Annotated in this window: 21 protein-coding genes; 10 read left to right on the forward strand and 11 right to left on the reverse strand. The window is 73.2% G+C overall.

Going from position 1 to position 24,369, the window contains the following annotated elements:
• Window positions 1–103 precede the first annotated feature (103 nt).
• Entirely contained in the window at window positions 104–1,225 is a 1,122-nt protein-coding gene (locus ACTHAM_RS15420) for a GGDEF domain-containing protein (protein WP_440689029.1), read from the forward strand.
• A gap of 22 nt (window positions 1,226–1,247) precedes the next feature.
• Here ACTHAM_RS15420 and ACTHAM_RS15425 read toward each other — a convergent pair whose 3' ends face one another.
• Complete coding sequence (locus tag ACTHAM_RS15425) at window positions 1,248–2,810, reverse strand: CoA-acylating methylmalonate-semialdehyde dehydrogenase (RefSeq protein ID WP_440689031.1); 1,563 nt, start codon at window positions 2,808–2,810, stop codon at window positions 1,248–1,250.
• Window positions 2,811–2,921: 111 nt separating this feature from the next.
• Between ACTHAM_RS15425 and ACTHAM_RS15430 the strand changes: the two genes are divergently transcribed.
• The 5 genes from ACTHAM_RS15430 to ACTHAM_RS15450 all read left to right on the forward strand — a co-directional run bounded on the left by ACTHAM_RS15430 (window position 2,922) and on the right by ACTHAM_RS15450 (window position 6,339).
• Entirely contained in the window at window positions 2,922–4,100 is a 1,179-nt protein-coding gene (locus tag ACTHAM_RS15430) for a hypothetical protein (protein ID WP_440689033.1), read from the forward strand.
• Between the two features lie 19 nt (window positions 4,101–4,119).
• Entirely contained in the window at window positions 4,120–4,812 is a 693-nt protein-coding gene (locus ACTHAM_RS15435) for an SRPBCC family protein (protein ID WP_440689035.1), read from the forward strand.
• A 215-nt stretch (window positions 4,813–5,027) separates the two neighbouring features.
• Window positions 5,028–5,231 (forward strand): cold-shock protein, encoded by a 204-nt coding sequence (locus tag ACTHAM_RS15440; protein WP_146953184.1) that lies wholly within the window; start codon window positions 5,028–5,030, stop codon window positions 5,229–5,231.
• 161 nt (window positions 5,232–5,392) lie between these two features.
• Entirely contained in the window at window positions 5,393–5,689 is a 297-nt protein-coding gene (locus ACTHAM_RS15445; RefSeq protein ID WP_440689038.1) for a type II toxin-antitoxin system VapB family antitoxin, read from the forward strand.
• A complete protein-coding gene (locus ACTHAM_RS15450) occupies window positions 5,686–6,339 on the forward strand; it encodes a LytR C-terminal domain-containing protein (RefSeq protein WP_440689040.1) in 654 nt (217 codons plus the stop codon). Before ACTHAM_RS15445 ends, ACTHAM_RS15450 begins: the two co-directional genes overlap by 4 nt.
• 113 nt (window positions 6,340–6,452) lie before the next feature.
• Here ACTHAM_RS15450 and ACTHAM_RS15455 read toward each other — a convergent pair whose 3' ends face one another.
• A complete protein-coding gene (locus ACTHAM_RS15455) occupies window positions 6,453–7,763 on the reverse strand; it encodes a uracil-xanthine permease family protein (protein ID WP_440689042.1) in 1,311 nt (436 codons plus the stop codon).
• Window positions 7,764–7,931: 168 nt separating this feature from the next.
• Here ACTHAM_RS15455 and ACTHAM_RS15460 point away from each other — a divergent pair, with 168 nt between their 5' ends.
• Window positions 7,932–9,164, forward strand: a complete 1,233-nt coding sequence (locus ACTHAM_RS15460) for a glycosyltransferase 87 family protein (protein ID WP_440689044.1) — start codon at window positions 7,932–7,934, stop codon at window positions 9,162–9,164.
• Here ACTHAM_RS15460 and ACTHAM_RS15465 read toward each other — a convergent pair.
• Window positions 9,150–10,097 (reverse strand): LLM class F420-dependent oxidoreductase, encoded by a 948-nt coding sequence (locus tag ACTHAM_RS15465; RefSeq protein WP_440689046.1) that lies wholly within the window; start codon window positions 10,095–10,097, stop codon window positions 9,150–9,152. The two genes, ACTHAM_RS15460 and ACTHAM_RS15465, sit on opposite strands and share 15 nt — an antisense overlap.
• 122 nt (window positions 10,098–10,219) lie before the next feature.
• Here ACTHAM_RS15465 and ACTHAM_RS15470 point away from each other — a divergent pair, with 122 nt between their 5' ends.
• Together ACTHAM_RS15470 and ACTHAM_RS15475 are read left to right on the forward strand one after the other, a co-directional pair.
• Window positions 10,220–11,074, forward strand: coding sequence for a hypothetical protein (locus ACTHAM_RS15470; RefSeq protein ID WP_440689048.1), 855 nt, complete (start codon window positions 10,220–10,222; stop codon window positions 11,072–11,074).
• 53 nt (window positions 11,075–11,127) lie between these two features.
• The gene (locus ACTHAM_RS15475; protein WP_440689050.1) at window positions 11,128–11,544 is read left to right on the forward strand and encodes a VOC family protein; all 417 of its coding nucleotides are present in this window, start codon (window positions 11,128–11,130) and stop codon (window positions 11,542–11,544) included.
• Between the two features lie 10 nt (window positions 11,545–11,554).
• Here ACTHAM_RS15475 and ACTHAM_RS15480 read toward each other — a convergent pair whose 3' ends face one another.
• From ACTHAM_RS15480 to ACTHAM_RS15500, 5 genes are all read right to left on the reverse strand, one after another.
• Window positions 11,555–12,487 (reverse strand): Fpg/Nei family DNA glycosylase, encoded by a 933-nt coding sequence (locus tag ACTHAM_RS15480; protein WP_440689052.1) that lies wholly within the window; start codon window positions 12,485–12,487, stop codon window positions 11,555–11,557.
• A gap of 25 nt (window positions 12,488–12,512) precedes the next feature.
• Complete coding sequence (locus ACTHAM_RS15485) at window positions 12,513–14,453, reverse strand: AAA family ATPase (RefSeq protein WP_440689054.1); 1,941 nt, start codon at window positions 14,451–14,453, stop codon at window positions 12,513–12,515.
• 142 nt (window positions 14,454–14,595) lie between these two features.
• Entirely contained in the window at window positions 14,596–15,498 is a 903-nt protein-coding gene (locus tag ACTHAM_RS15490; RefSeq protein ID WP_440689056.1) for a DsbA family protein, read from the reverse strand.
• A 135-nt stretch (window positions 15,499–15,633) separates the two neighbouring features.
• Window positions 15,634–16,221 carry an isochorismatase family protein gene (locus tag ACTHAM_RS15495; protein ID WP_440689058.1) on the reverse strand — a complete coding sequence of 196 codons (588 nt, stop codon included), beginning with the start codon at window positions 16,219–16,221 and terminating at the stop codon, window positions 15,634–15,636.
• Window positions 16,222–16,286: 65 nt separating this feature from the next.
• Window positions 16,287–18,566, reverse strand: coding sequence for an MMPL family transporter (locus tag ACTHAM_RS15500; protein ID WP_440689060.1), 2,280 nt, complete (start codon window positions 18,564–18,566; stop codon window positions 16,287–16,289).
• A 283-nt stretch (window positions 18,567–18,849) separates the two neighbouring features.
• On the opposite strand from ACTHAM_RS15500, the gene ACTHAM_RS15505 reads away from it, so the two are divergent.
• A complete protein-coding gene (locus tag ACTHAM_RS15505; protein WP_440689062.1) occupies window positions 18,850–20,448 on the forward strand; it encodes a methyl-accepting chemotaxis protein in 1,599 nt (532 codons plus the stop codon).
• 57 nt (window positions 20,449–20,505) lie between these two features.
• On the opposite strand, the gene ACTHAM_RS15510 is transcribed toward ACTHAM_RS15505, so the two are convergent.
• From ACTHAM_RS15510 to ACTHAM_RS15520, 3 genes are read right to left on the reverse strand one after another with little or no spacing between them, the layout of a single operon-like run.
• Window positions 20,506–22,398: a glycoside hydrolase family 127 protein gene (locus ACTHAM_RS15510; protein WP_440689064.1), complete on the reverse strand. Its 1,893-nt coding sequence runs from the start codon at window positions 22,396–22,398 to the stop codon at window positions 20,506–20,508.
• On the reverse strand, window positions 22,395–23,219 hold the full coding sequence (locus ACTHAM_RS15515; RefSeq protein ID WP_440689066.1) for a carbohydrate ABC transporter permease: 825 nt from the start codon (window positions 23,217–23,219) through the stop codon (window positions 22,395–22,397). The genes ACTHAM_RS15510 and ACTHAM_RS15515 overlap by 4 nt, the downstream gene beginning before the upstream one ends.
• A 10-nt stretch (window positions 23,220–23,229) precedes the next feature.
• Entirely contained in the window at window positions 23,230–24,183 is a 954-nt protein-coding gene (locus ACTHAM_RS15520; protein WP_440689068.1) for a carbohydrate ABC transporter permease, read from the reverse strand.
• Window positions 24,184–24,369: the final 186 nt, after the last annotated feature.

A 24,369-nucleotide genomic window follows, 5' to 3' on the forward strand; every position in this document is an offset into this window, starting at 1 on the left:
CGACCAGCCGCCGGCACCGACGCTACGCCGCACGGGGGCTCGCCGCCCGACCCGCAGAAGCCCGAGCCCTCAGAGGTGGTCGTCGCCCGCCGATGAGGACTGGGTGACCCCTTCCTCCGGCCACGCCGCCCCCGGCACCGGCGCCCGTGCGGGCGACCCGGCGCCCAGGGTGCGGGCGACGCCGACGGAGCCGGACGCGGGCTCGGCGTGGGCGGACGACCTCCTCGTCGCGCCACTGCTGCGGCACACCCCGCGGTGGGTGCACGCCCGCGGGCCGGCGATCGCAGCCGGACGCCTGCTGTGCGCGTTCGTCGGGGTGGTCGTCCTCACCAGCCTGCCGTTCGCCCGGCAGCACCCGCCGGACGCGCCCGAGCCTCCCCCGGACTTCAGCGCGTGGTGGATCTCCGCAGCGCTCGTGGTCACCGCCCTGCTCGTGCACCTCTCGGGGCGGGCATGGGAGCGGTGGAGCACGATGCTGTACCCGGCCGGCGCCCTGGTCGCGCTCGGTGCCGCCGGTGCGGCCATCGGTCACGACGAGGGTCTGTGGTCGGGCCTGATCCCGTTGACCTTCGCCTACACCGGGTTGTTCCACCAGCGATGGGCGTCGCTGGCCCTGCTGCCGTTGGCCTGGTGGGCCGAGAGCAGCGGGTTCCGGGACCTGTCCGTCACCGAGGTGTACCGCCTGCTCGTGCACGGCATCGCCTGGTCGTTCAGCGGTGTGGCCCTGGCGACGCTCCGTGCGCACCAGCGCGTCTCGCGCGCCCGGCTGGCCGCCCTGAGCCGGATCGACCCGCTGACCGGGTTGGGCAACCGGCGCGGCCTCGAGGCGCGACTGTCCCGCCTGGCGCCCGGCGACTGCGTCGTCATCTGCGACTTCGACCGGTTCAAGGACCTCAACGACGCGTTCGGGCACGCCGCCGGCGACGAGATGATCGCCCTGTTCGGCTCGACGGTCAGCCGGGTGCTGCTGACCGACGACTACGCAGCCCGGTACGGCGGAGAGGAGTTCGCGCTGGTGCTCGCGCAGACCTCGCCCGAGGAGGCGCTCGACGCCGTCGACACGTTGCGCATGGCGTGGCTGGCCCGGGACCCGGCGGTGACCTTCTCGGCGGGCATCGCCGCGCACGACGGCACCCGCGACGGTCCGGCGACCATGGCGGCGGCCGACCGGGCGTTGTACGGCGCCAAGGCAGCGGGCCGCGACCAGGTGCGGACCGCGGACTGAGGACGAGTGACCGGGCGGGCGGTCAGGCCGGCCCGTGCGGGAAGGTCAGGTCGGCCACCACCGGCGAGGTGGCGCCCACCCCGTCGCCCCCCGCGCCGTGCTGCTGCGGCCAGCGGGTCGTGACGACCTTCTGCCGGGTCCAGAACCGCACCCCCTCGGGCCCGTGCGCGTGGTGGTCGCCGAACAGCGACTGCTTCCACCCGCCGAACGAGGAGTACGCGACGGGCACGGGTATCGGCACGTTGACCCCGACCATGCCTGCCTGCACCTCGTGGGTGAACCGGCGGGCGTGCTCGCCCGACGCGGTGAACACCGCGGCGCCGTTGCCGAACGGGGAGGCGTTCACCAGGTCCAGGGCGTCCTCGAACGTCTCGACCCGCACCACGGCCAGCACCGGCCCGAACACCTCCTCGCGGTACACGCGCATCGGCGGGGTGACGCGGTCGAGCACGGTCGGGCCGACGAAGAACCCGTCCTCGTACCCCTCGACGACGAGCCCGCGCCCGTCGACCACGGTGTGCGCACCGCCGTCGACGGCCTGCGAGACCAGCTCGACGACCCGGTCCCGCGACGCCCGGGTGATCAGCGGGCCCATCTCGACACCGGGCCGGTCCCCGGGCCCGACCACGACCGCCGAGGCCAACCGCGCCAGCTCCTCGACCAGCGGGTCCGCGGCCGTGCCCACGGCGACGGCCACCGGGACGGCCATGCACCGCTCCCCTGCCGAGCCGAAGGCCCCCGAGGCGATCTGCGCGGCCGCGAACGCGATGTCGGCGTCGGGCAGCACCACGGCGTGGTTGTTCGCCCCGCCGAGCGCCTGCACGCGTTTGCCGGCGGCGACACCGCGCTGCTGCACGGACCGCGCGACGGGCGTCGACCCGACGAACGAGACCGCGGCGATCCCCGGGTGGTCGAGGATCGCCTCGACGACCTCCTTGTCGCCGTGCACCACCGAGAACACGCCGTCGGGCAGCCCGGCACGCCGGTAGAGGTCGGCGACGACCATCGACGCCGAGGGGTCCCGCTCGGAAGGTTTGAGCACGAACGCGTTGCCGGTGGCGATGGCCACCGGGTGCATCCACAGCGGCACCATCGCCGGGAAGTTGAACGGTGTGATGCCTGCGACCACGCCGAGCGGCTGGCGGAACTGGTGCACGTCCACCCCGGTGGACGCCTCGGCGGTGAACTCGCCCTTGCTGGCGGCCGCGATGCCGCACACGAAGTCGACGGTCTCGCGGCCGCGCCGGATCTCGCCCACGGCGTCCTCGACGGTCTTGCCGTGCTCGGCCGAGATGACCCGTGCCAGCGTCTCGGTCTCGTCGATCAGCAGCTGGCGCAGCCGGAACATGACCGCGGTCCGTGTGACCAGCGAGCTGCGACCCCACGCGCGCTGGGCCTGCGTCGCGGCCTGCACGGCGCGGTCGACGGTCTGTGCGTCACCCATGGCCAGCTCGGCCCGCTGCCGCCCCGTCGCCGGGTCGACCACCGGGATCGTCCGTGCAGGGCCGGCGCCGTCCGGCGGCTCGACGGCTGCGGACCCGCCGTCGTCGGCGCACCCACCGATCCAGTGCGTGATGCGCTCCACCGGCCCTGCCTCTCCGTGGGTGCCCGTCGCCGTCGACGTGCTGCACAGATGGTGGCCCGACCCGGCTGCCTCCGCACGCGCTGCGCGCGCACCGGCCCTAGAGTGCGCGCCATGGGGGACGCCTCGCAGCTCGACCTGGCCGTGTTCGTGCTGGTCCTCGGGCTGCGCCTGGTGGTCCCGCTGTTCATCCCGCGGTTCCCGCTGCCTGCGCTGATCGCGGCGCTGGTGATCGACGGCGTCGACCAGACCGTGTTCGCCACGTTCACGGACCTGCCGTTGGACAACTACCAGTCGTACGACAAGGCGCTGGACATCTACTACCTGACGATCGCCTACCTGGCGGTCATCCGGAACTGGCGGTCGACGTTCTCGCTGCGGCTCGCGGCGGGCCTCTGGTACTACCGGCTGGTCGGCGTGCTCGCGTTCGAGCTGACCGGCGAGCGGTGGCTGCTCATGGTGTTCCCCAACACCTTCGAGTACTTCGTCATCGCGATCGAGGTGGTCCGCACCCGCTGGGACGCGGGCCGGCTGTCCCGGAGGGCGCTGGTGTGGACCGCCGCGCTCATCTGGGTCGTCGTCAAGCTGCCGCAGGAGTGGTGGATCCACGTCGCCCAGCTGGACTTCACCGACGAGTTCAAGCGCGTCGTGCTCGGCGTCGACCCGACCGACACGTGGTCGGAAGGGTTCGCGTACCGTCCGTGGGTCGTCGTGCTGCTGCTCGTGCTGGTCGTGGCGCTGTGGTTCGGCTGGCGGTGGCTGCGGCGCCGCCTGCCCGCCCAGGACTGGCCGTTGACGCTCGACGCCGACCGCGTCTCGACCCTCACGGGCTTCGTGCCGCGCGGCCCGGTGGCGGTGGCACCGCGCGGCGTCGGCCACCTGCTGGAGAAGGTCGCCCTGGCCGCGCTGGTCACCATGATCATGGTGGAGTCGTACCCGCGGATCGACAGCTCGCCGACCACGGTCGCCCTGGTGGTGGGCGCGACGGTGGTCGCGCACGCCGGGGTGTCGGTGTGGCGGGCACGCGGGCACGCACCGCGCGTGGGACGCCTGCCGCTCGGCGTGCAGGTCGGCGCGAACACGGCGATCTCCGTGGTCGCCATCCTGGTGTTCGCGGCGTTCGCGACGGGCCGGCGGGGCACCGTGTCCGTCGGCGACGTGCTGTTCTTCGGCTACCTGGTCGCCCTGGTCGTCACGTTGTACGACCGGTACACCGCGCGGCGCGAGGCCTGCGAACGCCCGGCCGACCCGAGCGACACCTCGGGACATTGGTCACTGTCGGGTCGGCGGTGACGCCTGTTCGGCTGAGGGCATGACGCCGCGCCACCCGTCCACCCGCACCCGGGCGTTCCTCGCCGGTGCGGCCGTCCTGGCGTCCTTGCCCGTGCTGCGCACCTGGTCGCTGCAGTGGGGCACCCGCGAGGCCGAGCTGGACGCGGCCCTGCCCGGCGACGACCTGCTGCCCGCGGTCGACCACCGGTCCACGCGCGCCGTGACGATCCTGGCACCGCCCGAGGACGTGTGGCCGTGGCTCGTGCAGCTCGGGCAGGACCGCGGGGGCTTCTACAGCTACGACGCGCTGGAGAACCTCCTCGGCCTGGGCATCCACAGCGCGGACCGGATCGAGCCGGCGTGGCAGGACCTGACGGTCGGCGACCAGGTCCTGCTGGCCCCGGGCGCACCGCTGCAGGTGGCCGTGGCCGACCCGGGGCACGCCCTGGTGCTGCGCTCCCCGCAGGGTGGCGGCCCGGGGGCGCCGTACGACTTCACCTGGGCGTTCGTGCTGCAGGCCGCCCCCGACCGGACCACCCGTCTGGTGGTCCGCGAGCGGTACGCGTACCGCTCGGGCTGGTCGGCGTTGGTGGTCGAGCCCGTGTCGCTGGTGAGCTTCGTGATGAGTCAGCGGATGCTGCGCGGCATCCGCGACCGTGCGGAGGGTGCGACCGGTTCCCGGCGGTCCTCGGACCCGTCGGGCGACCCCGAGGGGGCCCCTCACCAGGGGTGAGACCCCCCTCCGCGACACCCCGAGGGGTTTCTTCGCCCGTTTGCCATGGCCCTGAGCGCCTCCGTCGCGTACGCTGGCTCGCGTAGTCATTGTGTTTCGCTTGTCACGCTCGGCCAGACCGGGCACCCACGTTCCTCCGGAACGGACGACGACCACCGTGATTCACCGGTCCCGGCCACATCGGGGTCGTCCCGTTTTCCGTAGAAGGAGTACCCATGCCTACTGGCATCGTGAAGTGGTTCAACGCCGAGAAGGGCTTCGGCTTCATCGCCCCCGAGGACGGCGGGCCCGACGTCTTCGCCCACTACTCGGCCATCGCGACGAGCGGCTACCGCTCGCTCGAGGAGAACCAGCGTGTGCAGTTCGACGTCACGCAGGGCCCCAAGGGCCCGCAGGCGTCCAACATCACGCCTCTCTGACCTGTCGTTCGGCCTGAACAGGCCTGACGCACGCGTCTGAACGAGAGCCCCGGTCCCCCGTGGACCGGGGCTCTCGTGCGTCCGGGACATGCACAGGTCGCTCACATCCGCTCCGCGTGCCTGCGGGGCCAGCCGCCCGGCGCTGCACCTAGACTCGCCCCGTGATCTTCAAGGCGGTGGGCGAGGGCAGGCCCTACCCGGACCACGGGCTCGTGACGGTGAAGCAGTGGGCCGAGGTCCCGCCGCGCCAGGTGCGGCTCGACGAGCTCGTGACCACCAAGCGCACGCTGGACCTCGACGCCTTGCTGGCGGAGGACTCGACCTTCTACGGCGACCTCTTCGCGCACGTGGTGCAGTACAAGGGCGTCATGTACCTGGAGGACGGCCTGCACCGTGCCGTGCGCGCGGCACTGCAGCAGCGGCCGATCCTGCACGCGAGGGTCCTGGTGATCGAGTGAGCGACAGCAACCGGGGGCGCCAGCTGCGCCGCCGTCACATGCACGAGCGGCAGGCCGTGGTGTTCGGTGTGCTGCTGGCCGGGCTTGCCGTCGCCGGGGTCGGCGCCGCCGCGGTCTACACCGACACGATCGACCTGGGCGCGTTCGACCGGGGGTTCAGCTCGCCGTCACCGACCGCCACCACGGCCGACCAGGTCGTGTGCCCGCCTGCGGGCGCACTGCCCGTCGGCTACGACCAGATCACCGTCACGGTGCTCAACGGCTCGGGTGCCGCGGGCGTGGCCGGTCAGACGGCGGAAGAACTGGCCACCCGGGGCTTCGTGATCGCCGGCACGGGGAACGCCACCACCCAGCTGGACGGCACCGTGCGCCTGTCGTTCGGCGTGAACGGCATCGCAGCCGCGTACACGTTGGCGGCGCAGTTCACCGACCCGATCCTGACGTTCGTCGCCCGTGACGACGCGGCCGTCGACGTGACCGTCGGCTCCACGTTCCAGGGCCTCGTGGCGGTCGAGGCGGTCACGTTGGACCCGGCGGTCGCACTGACCGGGCCCGAGGGCTGCAAGCCGGTCGAGGAGCTGCTGGCCGAGGCGACCACCGCACCCACGACGGCGGAGACCCCGGTCGAGACGCCTGCCGCCGAGGGCTGAGCCCGCACGCCCCGGACAACCGGGCGGCACGACGGTCCGACGGTCCGACGGCGCAGGGGTGGTGCCGACCGCAGCCGACCCCACCCCTGCAACACCGTGGAGGTGCGGGAGGCTCAGTGCACCAGCTCGTCGCCGCCCGGCACGGACGCCGGGCTCGCCGGCTCGTGGCCGGTGCCGCGCCAGCGGGTGATCACGCGCATCAGGTGGTAGATGCCGATCGCGGCGCCGGTGCCCAGCGCGATGCCCGCGAACTGCAGGTCACCGGCCTGCAGCGTGAAGTTGGCGACACCGATGACCAGCGCGACGGCGGCCGTGGTCAGGTTCACCGGGTCGGAGAAGTCCACCTTGTTCTGCACCCAGATGCGCGCGCCGAGGATGCCGATCATCCCGTAGAGCATGGTGCCGGCACCGCCGAGCACACCGACCGGCACGGTGGCGATGAGCTCGCCGAACTTCGGCGAGAGCGCCAGCACGAACGCCCCACCGGCGGCCACCCAGTACGCGGCCGTCGAGTACACGCGGGTCGCGGCCATGACGCCGATGTTCTCCGCGTAGGTGGTCGTCCCGGAACCGCCGCCGAGACCGGCCAGCGTGGTGGCGAGGCCGTCGGCCAGCAGGGCCCGGCCGGTCAGGTCGTCGTAGTTCTTGCCGGTCATCGCCGCCACGGACTTCACGTGGCCGACGTTCTCGGCGATCAGCACGAACACCACGGGCAGGAACAGGCCGAGCACCGTCACGTCGAACGTCGGGGTCACGAAGTCCGGCAGGCCGAACCAGGACGCTGCCTCGACCTTGTCGAACACGACCTCGCCGCGCACCAGCGCCACGGCGTAGCCGACCAGCACACCGAGCAGGATCGCCAGGCGCCCGAGCATGCCGCGGAACAGCACCGAGATGAGGATGATCGACGCCAGCGTGACGGTCGCCGTGACCGGTGCGGCCTGCACGTTGGTCCACGCCGCCGGGGCCAGGTTGAAGCCGATGAGCGCGACGATCGTGCCCGTGACGACCGGGGGCATGACGACGTCGATCCACCGACCGCCCACCACGTGCACCAGCAGACCGACCAGGGCCAGCGCGATGCCCGTCACGAGGATGCCGCCGACCGCGACGGACTGCCCGCCGGAGGCGGTGGCCGCCCCGATCGGGGCCAGGAACGCGAAGCTGGAACCCAGGTAGCTGGGCAGCCGGTTGCCCGTGATGAGCAGGAACCCGACGGTGCCGATGGCCGAGAAGAACAGCGTGGTCTGCGGCGAGAACCCGGTGATGAGGGGCACCAGGAACGTGGCCCCGAACATCGCGACGATGTGCTGCAGGCCGATCCCGACGGTCCGCGGCCACGTCAGCCGCTCGTCGGGCGAGACGACCTCGCCGGGCGTGACCCTGCGCCCGTCGCCGTGCACGCGCCATCCGATGCTGCTCACCAGTTCCTCCTCGACGAGTGCCGCCTGAGCGACGTGGCCGCCCGCCGTCCGATCGGCGGTACGGTTCGTTCCGACCGCAGGGTAGCGACGAAAGCACCCCCCGCATCCCACCCGGAGGTCCTCCTGCACCGCTTCGTCGGCCGGCCGTCCACGGTGTGGACGGCGTTCGTGGCCGTGCACGCCTGGATCGTGTGGCTCGGCGTCGTGGCGATCCCCGACAAGGCGTTCTGGGACCTGACGCTCTACCGGTACTGGATGTGGCAGGGCCTCGAGCAGGGCCAGTGGCCGGCGCTCGCCGGCGACTGGGTGTACCCGGCCGGGGCGACCGTGCCGATGCTCGCCGCCGCCGTCGGCGGCACGACCGAGGGGTCCGGGTACGCGATCGCCTGGTCGGTCATGGTGACCGTGCTCGACGCGGTCGCCTTGGCGGTCCTGCTGCACGCACCCCGACCAGGTCGGGGGCCCCACCCGAGCGGCGGGGCCTGGTGCTGGCTCGGCGTGACCGTGCTGCTCGGACCGGTCGCCATCGGTCGGCTCGACGCGGTCGTCGCCCCGCTCGTGGTCGTCGCGCTCGTGCTCGCGCTGCGTTCGACCCGCACGTCCTCGGCGCTGCTGACCGCCGGCGCGTGGATCAAGGTGGCACCCGGGCCGCTGCTGCTGCCGGTGGTGCTGGCCGCCCGGCGGCCGTGGCGCGACGTGGTGCTGCCCGCCGCGGTCGTCTCGACCGTGGTCGTCGGCTCGGTGCTCGTCGGCGGGGGCGGCTCGCACCTGCTGTCGTTCCTGGGCGAGCAGGACGGGCGCGGCCTGCAGCTGGAGTCCGTGGGTGGCACGCCGTGGCTGATCGCCGCGCTGTGGACACCGCAGGTGGAGCGCGCCTACAACGCGCAGATCGTCACGTTCGAGCTGCACGGGCCCGGCGCGCAGGGCATGGCCGACGTGCTGGGTGCGCTGTTCGCCCTCGGGCTCGTGGCGTGCGCGGCGCTGCTGTGGTGGGTCCGGCGGCGGGCCGGTGCGGCGTTCTGGGCCGACGACGAGCTGCGCCTGGCGTTCGTGGTGCGCGGGGCGATGCTGATCGCCACGGCCCTCATCGTGCTCAACAAGGTCGGGTCGCCGCAGTACATCGGCTGGCTCGGACCACCCGTGGCCGTCGCGCTCGCGCTCGGGCTGCCGGGCTGGCGGCGCACCGCGGCCCTGGTGCTGGGGATCGCGGCGGCCACGCAGGGCGTCTTCCCGTGGGGGTACGACTGGATCCTGGGCGGGACACCCTCTGTGACGCTCGTGCTCGTGGCCCGCAACGTCGCGCTCGTGGTGCTGCTGGTGCACAGCGCCCGCGAGCTGGTCCGTGAGGTGGTGCGCCGCCCCGCGACGCACCACCTCGTGGAGGCCTCAGCCCAGCTGTGAGGCGACCTCGCTCGCCACGAGCTCGAGGTGGTCGAGGTCGTGCAGGTCGAGCACCTGCAGGTACACGCGCTGCAGGCCCTGCTCGGCCAGCATGCCGATCCGGTCGACGAGCGCCGACGGGGTGCCCGCCAGGCCGACCTCGCGCAGCTCGAGCGGGTCGCGGCCGATCGCGGCGGCCCGACGGTCCACCTCGGCGTCCGTGCGGCCGACGCACAGCACCAGCGCCGCCGACATGATCAGCGAGCGCGGGTCACGGCCGATCGCCTCGCACGCCGCGTGTGCGCGGGCCACGTGGTCGGCGACATCGGCCAGGGGCGGGAAGGCCAGGTTGAACTCGGCGGCGAACCGGGCCGCGAGCGCCGGCGTGCGCTTCGGACCCAGGCCGCCGACGATCACCGGCACACCGGCCTTCGACGCGTCCAGCGCGGAGGTCTGCACGGGCTTGGGCAGCGCCGGGGAGTCCGTGAGCGTGTACCGCTCGCCTGCGTGGTCGAACCGGCCACCCACGGGCGTGCCCCACAGCCCGGTGACGACCTCGAGCTGCTCGGTGAGCAGGTCGAACCGCTTGGGCGGGAACGGGATGCCGTACGCGGTGTGCTCCTGCTCGAACCAGCCGGCACCCAGGCCCAGCTCGACGCGCCCGCCGGACATCTGGTCGACCTGCGCGACCTGGATGGCCAGCACGCCCGGGTGCCGGAACGTCGCCGACGACACGAGCGTGCCCAGGCGGATGCGGCTGGTCTCGCGGGCCAGGCCGGCCAGCGTGGTCCAGGCGTCGGTGGGGCCGGGCAGGCCGTCGCCCGAGCCCATCGCCAGGTAGTGGTCGGAGCGGAAGAAGCCGTCGAAGCCGAGGTCCTCGGTGGCCTTCGCCACCGTGAGCAGCTCGTCGTACGTCGCGCCCTGCTGGGGCTCGGTGAAGATGCGCAGATCCATGGCCCCACCCTCGCACGCGGCGGCGACCGGGTCGCACGGCGGCGGGCCGGCAGCACGACACGCCGGTAACGTCGGCGGCGTGCGCCGGTGGCCCGGCGCTCACGGGGGCCGAGGGGGATGCGATGACCGGCACGTCGGCGCTGACGTCCATGTGGGCGTGGCACAACCCTGTCGACCCGGCGCTCGACGCGCGCGGGCGCTCCTACGCCCCCGCCGAGCCCGACGCGCTGGCCGCGTTCTGCCTGGACCGCGGCCTCGACCGCGTGTTCCTCGGGGCGCCGTGGGCCGCCGACGAGGGCCCGGTGGGCACGTGGTTCGGGGCGGCGTGCCTGGCGCTGCAGCAGGCCGGGGTCGCGGTGAGCGTGCTCGGGGGTGACCCGCCGTGGATCGACCAGCCGTCGCTCGCGGTCACCTGGGCGACCACCGCGCTCGCGTCCGCGCACGTCGCCGGCGCTGCACCGGACGCCGTGCAGCTGGACGTGGAGCCGTGGACGACCACCGCATGGGAGCAGGACCGCACGGGCGTCACGCTGCGCTGGTTGGGCGTGCTGGAGACCGTGCGTGCCTCGCTGCCCTCCGGCGTCGGGCTCGGGGTCGACGCGCCGTGGTGGCTCGCGTACCAGCCTGACCCGACGGGCACGGGGGCGACGCTGCTCGACGCCGTGCTCGCGCGGTGCGACCGGGTGGGTGTCGTCGCGTTCATCGACCACGCGGACGGGCCCGACGGCATCATCGCCCTGGCCGGGCCGGCAGTCGTCGCCGCGAGCATGGCGGGGCGGCCGTTCACCGTCGGGGTCGAGACGGACACCGCCGAGGTAGCCGGCGGCGCGCAGTACACGTTCGTCGACGAGGGACCGGCGGTGCTCGAGCAGGAGACCGCGCTGGTCGCGGACGCGTTCGGCGGGCTCACCGGATACCAGGGCGTCACCGTCGAGCACCATCGGGCCTGGCGGGCCCTGCTCGGGCTCGACGCGTAGGCCGTGAGCCGGCACCCCGCCCGGGTGTCGGTGGGGGCGCCTATGGTCCTGACATGCCGATCCGCATCCAGGAAGTCGTCGTCGACTGTGCCGAGCCGGCCGCGCTCGCCGCGTTCTGGGCGGCGGTGATGGGCACCCGGTGGGCCGCGCGCGACGAGTCGTGGGCGACCGTCGACGCCGGGCCTCTGATGCTCGCGTTCCAGCGCGTGCCCGAGCCCAAGTCGTCGCCGAAGAACCGGCTGCACCTCGACGTGCAGGTGCCCGATGCCCGGGCTGCTGTCGCGCAGGCCGTGGCGCTCGGGGCACGGGTGCTGAGCGGGCCGACGCTCGATGATCAGGGCGACGGCTACGTGGTGCTCGCCGACCCGGAGGACAACGAGTTCTGCTTCGTGATCGACGAGCTCAGCGGCTGGGAGGCCGGTCAGCGTGCACTGCTGGCCGCCGCCGACCCCGTCACGGCAACGGACTGACGGCGCGCGCTCAGCGCTGGCAGGACGGGCAGCGGTACAGCTTGCGGGCCGCCATCGGCTCGACGAGCACCGGGGTCGCGCACACCCGGCAGGGCAGCCCAGGGCGTCCGTACACCCAGTGCCGTTCCGTCGGGTCGGCGAGCGCCCGGCTGCGGCCGTCCTCGTCGAGGTCCTCACGGGTGAGCATCACGCCGGTGCGGATGCCGTCGGCGAGCAGCACCGCCCAGTCGTCCCACAGCGCGCCGACGACCTCCGTGGGCACCTGACGGCCGGGCGTCCACGGGTCGAGTCGCGCGCGGAACAGCAGCTCGGCGCGGTAGATGTTGCCGATCCCGGCCACGACGGACTGGTCCATGAGCAGCTGGCCGACCGGCACCACGCGCGACGTGATGCGGTCGACCACGGTGGCCCGGGCGGCGGGCAGGTCGTCGACCGTGGCCGGGTCGGGGCCGAGCCGGGCCGCGGCCGCAGCAGCCTGATCGGGGTCCAGGACCTCGCACGCGGAGGGTCCGCGCAGGTCGGCCACGGTCTCGTCCGTCGCGAGCCGCACCCGCACCTGACCGACGGGAGGCGGTGGGAACGCGCCGCCCGGACCGTCGTCGGCACCGGGCAGGGCGCGCTCCTGCTCGCCGATCCGCACGGCCCGACGCAGCCGCGGCGCACCCATGCTGCCGACAGCGCCCTGCCCGGCGGTGACCGGCGTGACCCTCCCGTACAGGTCCCACGCGCCGTACAGGCCCAGGTGCACGCGCAGCACGTCACCCGACGCGAACGTCACGAACAGCTGCTTGCCGACCGCGTCCGCCCCGACCATCATCTGCCCGTCGAGCCGCCGCGCCCCTGCGGCGAACCGGCCCTGCGGCGAGCTGACCGCGAGCGCGCGACCAGCCAGGTCGAGCGTCAGCTGACGGGCGATGCGGTGGACGGTATGACCCTCGGGCACGCGCCGAGGGTACGTGAGGGGTCCGTCAGACGGGCTGCAGCCTCGGCACGGGCGGCTGCTCGGCGCGCGCGTCGTGGGCGTCGCGCGCCTGCTCCAGCACGTCGGTGATCTGCTCACCGAGCAGCTCGTGCCGCTCGAGCAGGGCGTCGCGCAGCGCCTCGACGAGGTGCTTGTTGCGGGAGAGCAGGCGCCGCACGGTGCTGCGCGCGTCGTCGAGCACCTGCTCGAGCTGGTCCCTGGCGACCCGGTCGGACAGGACCGCCGACACCAGCTCGTGCCCGGTCGCGGCGAACGAGATGAGCGAACCCGTCATCCCGGTGGCTCCGACCATCTGCGCGGCGGTGCGGGTGGCGGCCGCCAGGTCGCTGGCCGGGCCGGTGGTGGTCTGCCCGAAGAACAGCTCCTCGGCTACCCAACCGCCCATCGCGATCTGCACCAGCGCACCCAGGTCGTAGCGGGTGTGCGTGTAGACCTCCTCGCAGTCCCCGTGGGCGAGCATGCCCAGGGCGGAACCGCGCCGGATGATCGTCAGCACCTCCAGCGTGCGGTTCGGCGCGACGAGCCAGGCGACGGTGGCGTGCCCGGCCTCGTGCGTCGCGATGAGCTCCTGCTCGGCGCGCGTGTACGTGACCGGTTGCCCGATGCCGACCATCTCGGTGATGCGGGCGTGCTCGACGTCCGCGTACGACATGGCCTGCGACCCGCGGCGCAACGCGTTGACCAGCGCCTCGTCCAGCAGGTGCTCGACCATCACCGGGGTCCAGCCGTTGGTTGCGGCGGCGATGCGGTCGCGCGTGTGCGGCTCGTCCAGGTCGGCCTCGTGGGCCCGCCGCGTCAGGAAGTGGTCGACGAGCGCCCGCCGACCCTGGGCGTCCGGGGCGGAGAACGTCAGGTGACGGTCGAACCGGCCCGGCCGCAGCAGCGCCGGGTCCAGCGAGTCGGCACGGTTGGTCGCCGCGATCAGCAGGATCGGTGCACGGCCGGGGCGACGCAGGCGGAGCTGCCGGTCGGCGGACAGCAGCAGGTTGATCCGGGCGACCACACGGTTGTAGAGCCGGTCGAACCCGGTCGGCTCGTCGAACGACTGCATCTGCACGAGCAGCTCGTTGACAACACCCCCGGTGCCCTCGCTGATCACCTGGTTGGTCACGACCCCGGGCGTAGCTCCGGGCACCGCCCCGAGCACCGCACCTGCCGCCGCACCCGACGACCACGAGCACGACGAGCCCAGCCCGAACCCCGCCACGCTCGGCCCCGTCACGGCCGCGGCCACCCCTCCGCGACGGATCGCGATCGCGTCGATCTCCTCGATGAAGCCGATGGCCCCACCCTCGGCCCACGCGGCCTTGCGCAGCGCCTTGAAGTACGCGCGGATCTTCTTGGCCGTCGCGCCGTAGTACATCGACTGGAACGAGGTGGCCGACACGAACAGGAACGGCACACCCGCCTCGGCGGCCATCGCCTTGGCGGTCATCGTCTTGCCGGTGCCGGGAGGCCCCTCGAACAGCAGGCCGCGCCGCGGGGTGCCGCCCATCAGGTCGGCGAACTGCCGGTGGGTCTGGAACAGGTCGATCGAGCGGCGCACGTCCTCCTTGACGGGCTCGATGCCGATGACGTCGTCCAGGCTCACGTCCATCTGCTCGGGCCGGTAGGTCAGGTGCGGTGAGCGGGCGGTGCCGATCTGCGTGCCGATGAGGATGGCCAGCAACGCCGCGAAGAACAGGATGGGGACGGCGAGCATCGGGTCGATCGTGGGCACGGGCAGCAGCGGCCGACCCGTGAGGGCGGCACCGATGGCGTACGCCTCGAGCAGCAGCACCACGGCGGCGGCCCGGTAGACACGTCGGCGGCGCATGCGCTCGCGATCGGCGGCCACGTCGTGCCCGCCCGTCACCCGGCCGGGTGCTGCGGCGGCATCGGTGGCGGGTTCCGTCGCGGGCGGGCGAGGGTCGTCGGTGTCGCGCATGGCGGTTCTCCTCGGGCCGTGGGCGGATCACCACGTACCCGGTGGCGGCACGCGATCTGCCCATCGTCCGGCCGAGCGCGCCTGCGCACAAGATCGGACATAACGGACCACTCGAACGGCGGAACCGCAGGACGGCCGCTGATCAGCCGCCGGTGGACAGGTCGGAGTACACCTGGCTGACGAACGCCGCGAACGCGTCCGCGTCGGCCAGGTCGCCGGTGTACGGCACGCCTGCGACGAGCACCACCGGCGAGGTCGTCACCTGCCCGACCTGGTCGTACGGCACGGAGGCCGCCGCGCGGGCGGTCGCCTCGCTCGCCCAGTCGGCGAAGTCGCCCTGCTCGAGGCAGTCGCTCACCAGGCTCGTGTCGACACCCACACCCGACAGGAGCGTCTCGAGACCGGCCGTGTCGAGCCCGTCCTCGTCGAGGTCCGGCTGCGCGGCGAGCAGCGCGGCGTGCGCCACGAACGCACTGTCAGGTGTGGTGTCCGCGACGCAGCCCATCGCGCCGGCAGCGCGCAGCGCGTAGTCGTCGCCGTCGAGTGCCAGGGGGTGCAGCTCCAGGGTCGCCTGGCCTCCCGTGACCCAGGACTCGAGGTCGGTGGAGACCGCGGTCCAGAACGTGGCCGCGTCCGCCGAGCGGTAGTCGGCGTACATCACGATGTCGAGGACTCCGCTGGTCCGGTCGACGGTGGTCGCCACGGGGGCGGCGTCCGCGTCGATCGCTGCCGTGGGCACCGCGGCCATGGTGGTGCCGTCACCGGCCAGGACGATGCCGTCGCTGAGCATGTTCTGCGGGCCGACCGCGGCGGCCCGGATCGCCGCCCGCTCGGCCGCCTCGGCTGCCTCGGCCCGCGAACGGACGGTGAGCACGACACCCGCCGCCGTGGCCACGGCGGCCAGCGGCAGCCCCACGCCGAGCACGACCCGACGCCGCTTGCGTCTGGCGGCGCGCCGCTGCCGCTCGAGCTTCTCCTGCTCGCGGGCGAGCGCCCGGCGTTGCTTGCGGGCACGCTCGTGCTTCTTCGCGGTGGAGTAGCTCATGGCGGGGGTGCCCCTCCAGAGGGACGGCCGGGCGCATCGCTGCGGCACCGGGGCGGGTCGGCCCAGGCATCGTGGCGCGCCGACCTGCAGGTGCGCTGGGCCGCACCTGGGCGTCAGGTATGAGGCGCCCGGCGGTCAGCTCGTCGCGAGCTCCACCCCGTCCTGCGCCAGCCGCGTCAGCGCTGCGACGGCCGTCGGCGCGGCCACCGCCGCGGTCAGGTCGGTGAGCACCCGCACGTCGAACCCCGCCGCGCGGGCGTCCACCGCGGTCGCCGTGACGCAGTGGTCGGTGGCGAGCCCCACGACGTCCACGTCGGTCACACCCGCCGCCCGCAACGTCTCCGCCAGGTCCGGCTGCGCCGCGCCGACGACCCGGCCCGAGAACCCCGAGTAGTCCTGCCGACCCTCCCCCTTGACCACCGCGAGCGCCCCGTCGGGCAGCTGCAGCTCAGGGTGCAGCTCGGCGCCGGGAGTGCCGGCCACGCAGTGCTCCGGCCACGTCGAGACGTAGTCCGGGTCGGCCCCGGCCGCGAAGTGCCCGTCGTTGGTGTCCGGCAGCGGGTGGTGCCAGTCGCGCGTCGCGACGACCGCGGCGTACCGGTCGGCGTGCTCGCGCAGGTACCCGGTGATCGCACCGGCCACCGCGGCACCCCCGGTGACAGCCAGGGCACCGCCCTCGCAGAAGTCGTTCTGGACGTCGACGACGATCAGCGCACGGGTCATCCCCCGATGATGCACCGGTGCCGTCCGCCCCGGGGACAGGGGCGGACGGCACCGGGGTGCGGGTGTCAGACCGCGGCGGGCACCTGCTCGCCGTGTGCGGCGGGGAGCACGCGGTCGAGCCAGCCGGGCAGCCACCAGTTGTAGCGGCCGAGCACGGCCATGGCGGCGGGAAGCAGGACGGCGCGGACCAGGGTCGCGTCGAGGATCACCGCGGCGGCCAGGCCGACACCGAGCTGCTCGAACTCGACGAGCGAGAGCGAGCCGAAGATGGCGAACACCCCGACCATGACGGCGGCCGCGCTGGTGACGACCCCGGCGGACCGGGTGACGCCGCGGGCGACGGCGGCCCGGGTCGGCAGGCCCTCCTGCGCGGCCTCGCGGATCCGGCTGACGACGAACACGTGGTAGTCCATGGACAGGCCGAACAGGATGACGAACAGGAACAGCGGCAGCCAGTCGACGACGAACCCGCTGTGCTGCACGCCGAGCAGGCCGGTGGCGAACCCGTGCTGGAACACGAGGACGAGGAGCCCGTACGCGGCACCGACGGACAGCAGGGTGAGCACCACGGCGGTCCCGGCGACGACGACCGAGCGGAACGCCAGGACGAGCACCACGAAGGTGGCCAGGAGCACGAACGTGACGACCCACGGCAGGTGCTCGCGCAGCGTGTCCCTGAAGTCGACAGCCCACGCGGTGCCGCCGGTGACCAGGACGTCCGCGTCGGGCGCGGTCTCGCGCAGGTCGCTCCGCAGCTGGGGTGCGAGCTCGTCGCGCAGCAACGTCAGCGACCCCTCGGCCCGGGTGTCGCCGGACGCGTCGGGGATGGGCAGGTCGACGGTGGCGGTGGCGCCGTCGGGGGCGAACACGGTCGTGGTGGCGCTCAGGTCGGCGAACCGCCCGCTGGCCTGGGCGGTCAGGAGCAGGTGGTCGACGGCCACCCTGACGGCGTCCTGGTCGAGCGGTGCACGGTCGCCGGTGGACACGACGACCGTGTGCGACGAGCCGGTCTGCGGGAACGCCTCCGTCAGGCCCTGGTAGGCGGCGACCGCGGGCACGGCGGCCGGCATGGAGTCGATGCTCGACTCCCCGAGGCGGATGCCGAGCGCCGGGGCCGCGAGCGCCAGCAACGCCCCGACAGCCACGGCGAGCGAGATCGCGGGGCGGGCCAGCACGACGCGCATCGTCGTGGCCCAGAACCGGCTGTCGCCGGTGGCCTTGCGGTGCAGGAACGGGATGCGTGGCCGGTCGATGCGGTCTCCCAGCAGGCTGAGCACGGCCGGGAGCACCGTGAGCGAGCCGAGCACCGCGACGGCGACGACGAGGACCGTGCCGATGGCCATCGAGGTGAACACGGCCTGCCCGGACAGCAGCAGACCGCACATGGAGACGACCACGGCGATGCCCGAGGTGACGACCGCGCGTCCGCTGGTGGCCGCGGCGACGTCGATCGCGTGGGACCGGGTGCCACCGTGCGCCAGCTCCTCACGCATGCGCCGCACGTAGAACAGGGAGTAGTCGACGCCGACGGCCATGCCGACGAGCAGCACGACGCTGCTGAGCGTCTGGGTGGCCGGCATCACCTGCGAGACGAGGGAGGCCAGGCCGATGGCCGTGCCGACCGCCGAGAGTGCGAGGAGCACGGGCACACCCGCGGCGAACAGGGCACCGAAGGTGAGCAGCAGGATGCCGAACGTGATGGGCAGGCTGAGCAGCTCGGCGCGCCGGAAGTCGCCGGCGACACGGTCGTTCATGCCGACGTTCACCGAGGCGTCGCCGGCCTGCGCGACGGTGAGGTCCGGGTGGTCGTCGGCGACCTGCGCGGTGACGGCCAGCAGCGCCGGCACCCGCTCGCCGGCGAGGTCGGAGGCCGCGGTGCCGGTGGCGTCACCGAGGTCGATGGTCACGGGCAGCATCGCGGAGCGGCCGTCCTCGGCGAGCACCACGTCGCCGACCGCACCGACCTCGTCGAGCCGCCCGAAGCCGTCCCGCAGCTCGGCGGCGACCGCCTCGGCCTCGGCCGGCGCCAGCGTGTGCCCGACGGGCGCCTGGATCAGCACGTGCTCGGTGGCGTCGGCGGGGAACCCGGCGTCCTCGAGCAGCAGGTCGGCCCTCCCTGACTCGCCCGCCCCGGACTCGGCACCGGTGAGCGTGCGCATGCCGACCGCCCCACCCGCGCCGACGGCCACGACGACGAGCAGCAGCCACAGCAGCACGGCGGTCCACCGGTGGGTGGCGCTCCAGCGGGCGAGCCGGCGGGCGGCGGGCAGGCGGTGCCCGGCCCCTGGTCCGCAGGCGGCGTCGCGTGTCGGACCGGGGCGCCGGGGCGGTGAGAGGACGGGCATGGGTTCTCCTCGACAGGTCGTGCGGGTGGGCACGTCCACCGTCGCGGACCCGACGACCTCGGGTGAATGCAGGGCGCCCCCGGGCCTCTCGGGGGGACAACCCCACCCGCACCCGGAGTTCACCCGATGACGGGGACGAAGGTCAGGGGTGCCAGGTGTCCGCGCGGAGGGATCCCGACGTCTTGTCGGTATGACCCCGGTCACGGTCGACGTGAGGCCTCAGCGCCGCGACCTGCACCGCGATGGATGGAGCACAGGGGCCCACCTCGTGAACGGATCGCCGATGTCTCGTCGCCGCTTCGCCGACCTGTCGGTCGGTGCCAAGATCGCCGTCCTGGCCGCCGTGCTGCTGGCGGTCTCCGCCGCCCTGACCGTCACGGCCGGGTTCAGCCTGGTGACCGCCCGCTCCGACGTCGAGCGCCTGGAGTCCGAGGCGCTGGAACCGATGGTGTCGTTGAACGCCGCGAGCGCGGGGCTGCTGAAGGAGCGCATCGCGATCCTGTCGCACGCCTCGTCCGTGGACGCCGCCACCAAGGACAAGCACGCGCAGGGCCTGCTGGCCGCACGCGTGGTCACCGACGAGGCGTTCGACGCGTTCGTGGCGCAGGCCGACCCACGGGAGCGTGCCGCGATCGAGGAGGTGCGGGTGCTGGTGGACGACTACCGCGCCCTGATCGACGAGCAGTACCTGCCGGCCAGCGAGGCCGGTGACCTGGCGCTCGTGCAGCGGCTCCGTGACGAGGAGGCCGCCCCGCGGATGGCCGTGATCGTCGAGGACCTGCAGGCCGAGGCCGACGAGCACCAGGCCCTGTCCGCCGAGCTGGTGGCCGACACGCAGGCCACCGTGAGCCGTGCCATCACGCAGATGACCGTGTTCCTGCTGGTGGCGCTCGTGGCCGGGTCGGTGCTCGGCTGGTACGTGCGCCGCTCGGTGCGGGCGCCGCTCGGGCGGGTCATGAGCGTCGTCGACGCACTGGCCGTGGGTGACCTGACGCAGCGCGCGGGTGTCGACAGCCGCGACGAGATCGGCGTCATGTCGCGTCGGCTCGACGAGGCCGTCGCCACCATCAACGACACGCTGGTGCGGACGGCGCGCAGCGTGGACACCCTGACCGCCGGTGCGGAGCAGCTGACCGCGACGGCCGAGAGCATCGGCGGGTCCGCGACGGAGGCGACAGGTCTGGCCACCACGGCGGCCGCGGGTGCCACGCAGGTCTCGCAGTCCGTCGGCGCCCTGGCCGCCGGCGCCGAGCAGATGAGCGCCTCGATCCAGGAGATCGCCAGCAACGCCTCGGCTGCGGCGGAGGTCGCCGCGCGTGCCGTGAAGGACGCCGGATCGGCCAACGACACGGTGGCGCGACTGGCGGACTCCAGCCAGCAGATCGGCAAGGTCGTCAAGCTCATCAACTCGATCGCCGAGCAGACCAACCTGCTGGCCCTGAACGCCACGATCGAGGCGGCGCGCGCCGGGGAGGCCGGCAAGGGGTTCGCCGTGGTGGCCGGTGAGGTCAAGGAGCTGGCGCAGCAGACGGCTCAGGCCACCGGTGAGATCGCCGCGCAGGTCGAGGCCATCCAGGCGGACAGCTCGTCGGCGGCCGGAGCGATCGTGGGCGTGCTCGACGTCATCTCGCAGATCAACGACTACCAGCTGACGATCGCCTCGGCGGTCGAGGAGCAGACCGCGACCACGCAGGAGATGTCCCGTGCGGTGAACCAGTCCGCCGACGGTGCCAGCAGCATCGCGGCAGCCATCGACGGTGTGGCGGCGGCCGCCGGGACGACGTCGGACGGTGTGGTCGGCACGCAGGCCATCGCGCGTGACCTGGCGACGATGAGCGAGGAGTTCGCCGGCCTGGTCGGACGGTTCACGCTCGCGCCGTGATCCGGTGCCGCCCGGGGGTGGGTGCGAGACCTCTCGCGCAGCCACCCCCCGGCGGTGTCACCCGGCCGGGACCCACACCCGCATGGTGCTCGGCCCGCGGTTGGCCCACGAGTGGTACGGCACGAGGCGCACCGCGAACGGCTCGCCCACCGTCGACGCCGACACCTCGCGGTACGGCCACGCGTCGTCGGTCTGCTGCACCCGCACGCCCAGGCCGACGGCCCCGGCGGGGTCGTCCACCACGGGGCCGGACAGGTCGAGCCGCACCTGGTCGACCTGCAGCCCGTCGGGCAGGTCGGTCGACTCCATGCACAGCACGACCGGCCCCTTCTCGACGGCCACGCAGCCGCGCACCGCGTCGATGCGCTCGTCGGGGAGCGTGACGCGCGGGCGCACGGGCAGGTGGAGGGTGACCTCGTCCCCGACGGCGAACACCCGACGCACCCGGGCGACGGGTCCCTCGACCGGCTCGCCGTCCAGGGTGGCGCCCGTCGCCCAGGCGGGGATGCGCAGCGCGAGCTCCCACGCGCGCCCGGGGGCATTCGTGACCCGCACGGTGATCGTGCCCTCGTCGGGGTAGCGGGTGCGGACCTCGAGCCCGACCTCGCTGCCGTCACCCAACCTGGTGGCGATGCGCGCCGGGGCGTACTGGTGCAGCTGGACACCGTCGTCCGAGGCGGTGGCCAGGTACGCCGCCAGCTGGGCCACGGTGCGTGCCACGTTCGTGGGGCAGCACGACACCTCGAACCACGGTGCCCGCAGCCGGGCGAGCGCCCGCGGGCTGACCTCGTCGGGGGCCGCAGGTTCACCGGGGACCCGCTTGTGGAGCGGGTTGGTGTAGAAGAACGCGCGGCCGTCCTGCGCGGGCGAGGCCGCGACCACGTTGTACAGCGCGCGCTCGGCGACATCCCCCCAGCGGACGTCGCCGGACGCGAGCAGCAGCCGCCAGGCGACCATCACCGAGCCGACGCCTGCGCAGGTCTCGCAGTACGCACGGTCGGGTGGCAGCTCGTAGTCGTCGCCGAACGCCTCGTCCTGGTGGTGCGAGCCCATGCCACCGGTCAGGTAGGTGCGCCGGGCGAGCGCGGTGCGCACCTGCTGCTCGACCGCGCCCAGCAGCTCCTCGTCGTCGGTGTCGACGGCCAGGTCGATGGCACCGGCGGCCAGGTACAGCGCTCGCACGGAGTGCCCGCGCAGCACGGTCGCCTTCCGCACCGGCACGTCGTCCTGGTAGTACTCGCGGCCGAACTCGATGTCCGGCAGGGTGCCGTGCCCGCGGCGTTCGACGAACAGCGCTGCCTGGTCGAGGTAGCGCCGCTCCCCCGTGGCCCGCGCCAGCTCGACGAGGGCGACCTCGATCTCGGCGTGACCGCACACGCTCGCGATGCCCTCCGGACCGAACGCCTCGCACACGTGGTCCGCGGCACGCCGCGCGATGGCCACGAGCTCGTCGTCGTGACCGGTGCGCAGCCGCGCGACGGCGGCCTGCATCAGGTGGCCGTAGCAGTACAGCTCGTGGCCCCACGCCAGGTCGGAGTACCGCGCGCCCTGCCCCGGGCGGCCGTACCGGGTGTTGAGGTACCCGTCGGGCTCCTGCACGGCGCCGATCAGCGCGGTCAGCTCGCCGATGCGGGCCTCGAGGGCCGGGTCACCGGTGCGGCCGACCTCCCAGGCCATCGCCTCGATCATCTTGTAGACGTCCGAGTCGGAGAACTCCCGCCCGGTGCGGCCCTCGGGCAGCGTGCCGGCGGCCGCACGACGGAAGTTGTCGATCCAGCCGACGCGGGTCTCCCAGTGGTCGCAGTGCTGGATGGAGACCGTGCCGTTCACCTGCTGGCGTCCGGCCCAGAAGCCACCCGTGATCTGCACCTCGTCGAGGCCCAGGGGGCGCAGCGCACCCCGGGCAGGCTGGACGGGGGCGACGATCTGTCGGTCCATGGTGCTGGTCATCCCTTCAGGGCCCCGGACATGAAGCCGTTGACGTAGTGGCGCTGGAGCACGAGGAACAGCACGACGCACGGGACGGTGAGCACCACGACCCCGGCCTGCGTGGCCCCGTAGTCGATGACCCCCATGACCTGCTGGCGCATGTTCACCAGGGCCAGCGGCAGCGGCTGGTTGTCGCCGCCGAGCAGGTACAGCGGGACCATGAAGTCGTTCCACGCGGCGAGGAACGCGAACAGGCCCACCGTGATGAGCCCGGGCTTCACGGCCGGCACGAGCACGCGGCGCAGCGCGCTGAGCGTGCCGCAGCCGTCCACGAGGGCGGCCTCCTCGAGCTCGCGCGGCACCGACTCGAACGAGATCCGCATCATGAAGATCGCGAACGGCAGCTGGAACACGGCGAGCACCAGCCCGGTGCCGACGAGGGTGTTGTTGAGGCCGATCTGCTTGAGCCAGATGAGCAGCGGGATCAGCAACGTGGCGTACGGGACCATGAGGATCGCGAGCGTCAGCAGGAACAGGGCGTCCTTGCCGGGGAACACGAACTTGGCGAACGCGTACCCGCCGAGCAGCGCGGTGAGCACCGTGACGACCACCGCGGTCACCGAGATGACCAGCGAGTTGCCCAGGTACGTGAGCACGCCGGCCTGGTAGTGCGCGAGCGTGACGTAGTTGCCGAAGCCGTAGCCGTCGACCTGGGCCGAACCGGGCTGCGGCGACACCGAGCTCACGGCGGTCCAGATCAGCGGGTAGAGGAAGAGGATGGCGAGGCCACCGGTGACGACGTAGTACGGCGTCCGCCCGACGACCCGGGAGAAGTTCTTCACGGGGTGTCCCTCACTCGTCCGGGTTGCGGCGCATCATGCGCAGCTGGACGACGTTGATGATGACCAGGGCGAACAGCACGATCACGGACAGCGCGGCGGCCATCCCGATGTCGCGCTTGGACTCGAAGGCCAGGTTGTAGACGAGCTGGACGAGGGTCATCGTCGAACCGTCGGGGCCGCCCTTGGTGAGGATGTAGAACTGGTCGAAGGCCAGCAGCGAGCCGGTGACGCACATGATCGTGCTGAGGGCCAGCGAGGGCTTGAGCAGCGGCAACGTGATGTGCAGGAACACCTGCCGGGTGCCGGCGCCGTCCAGCCGGGCCGCCTCGTACACGTCACCGGGGATGCCCTGCAGCCCGACGAGCAGCAGCAGCATGTAGAAGCCGGCGTACCGCCAGACGATCAGCAGCACGGTCGACCACAGGGCGCCGTCGGCGGTGCCGAGCACGCTGACCGGACCGTCGGTCAGCCCCAGCCGTTCCAGCAGCGGGGTGATCGGGCCGACCTGCGGGGAGTACAGCGCGTAGAACAGCAGCGACGCGGACGCCAGACCCAGCGCGGTCGGCAGCAGGAACGCGGTGCGCAGGAACGCGCGCCACCGGGTGCTCTCCTGCACCAGGAACGCCAGGCCCAGACCGAGGCCGATGAGCAGCACGGTGGCGATGGCCGTGTACTTCAGCGTGAACGTGACAGCCGGCCAGAACATGCGGTGGTCGAGCACCGCGGTGAAGTTCTCGGGCAGGTTGCTGCCCTGGTTGCCGCCCAGCAGCGTCCAGTCGGAGCCCGCCATGACGAACACGAGCACGATCGGGACGACGAAGAAGACCAGCACGAGCGCGGCGGTCGGGCTCGCGTACGCCCAGCCCTGCCAGGCGCGTCGGTGGGGGTTGCGGGGCCGGCGCGGACCTTCGGGTGGCTGCGGCGGCGAGGTCGCGCCCCGGGGTGGGGCGGTCTTCAAGGACATGGGGTGGCTCCGAGGCGGTGGGGCGGGACGAGGCGCGGGCGGGCGCCGGGCGTGGCAGTGCAGTGGGCGTGGCCGTGCGGTGGGCGTGGCCGTGCGGTGGCGTACTGCTGCGTGACGCGGGCGGTACGCCACCTGTCTCTTATACACATCTCGCAGGGGATAGTCAGATGACGCTGCCGACGACTC

This window comes from Cellulomonas soli (genome assembly GCF_052036975.1).
In the GTDB taxonomy this organism is placed as follows: Bacteria; Actinomycetota; Actinomycetes; order Actinomycetales; family Cellulomonadaceae; genus Cellulomonas; species Cellulomonas soli_A.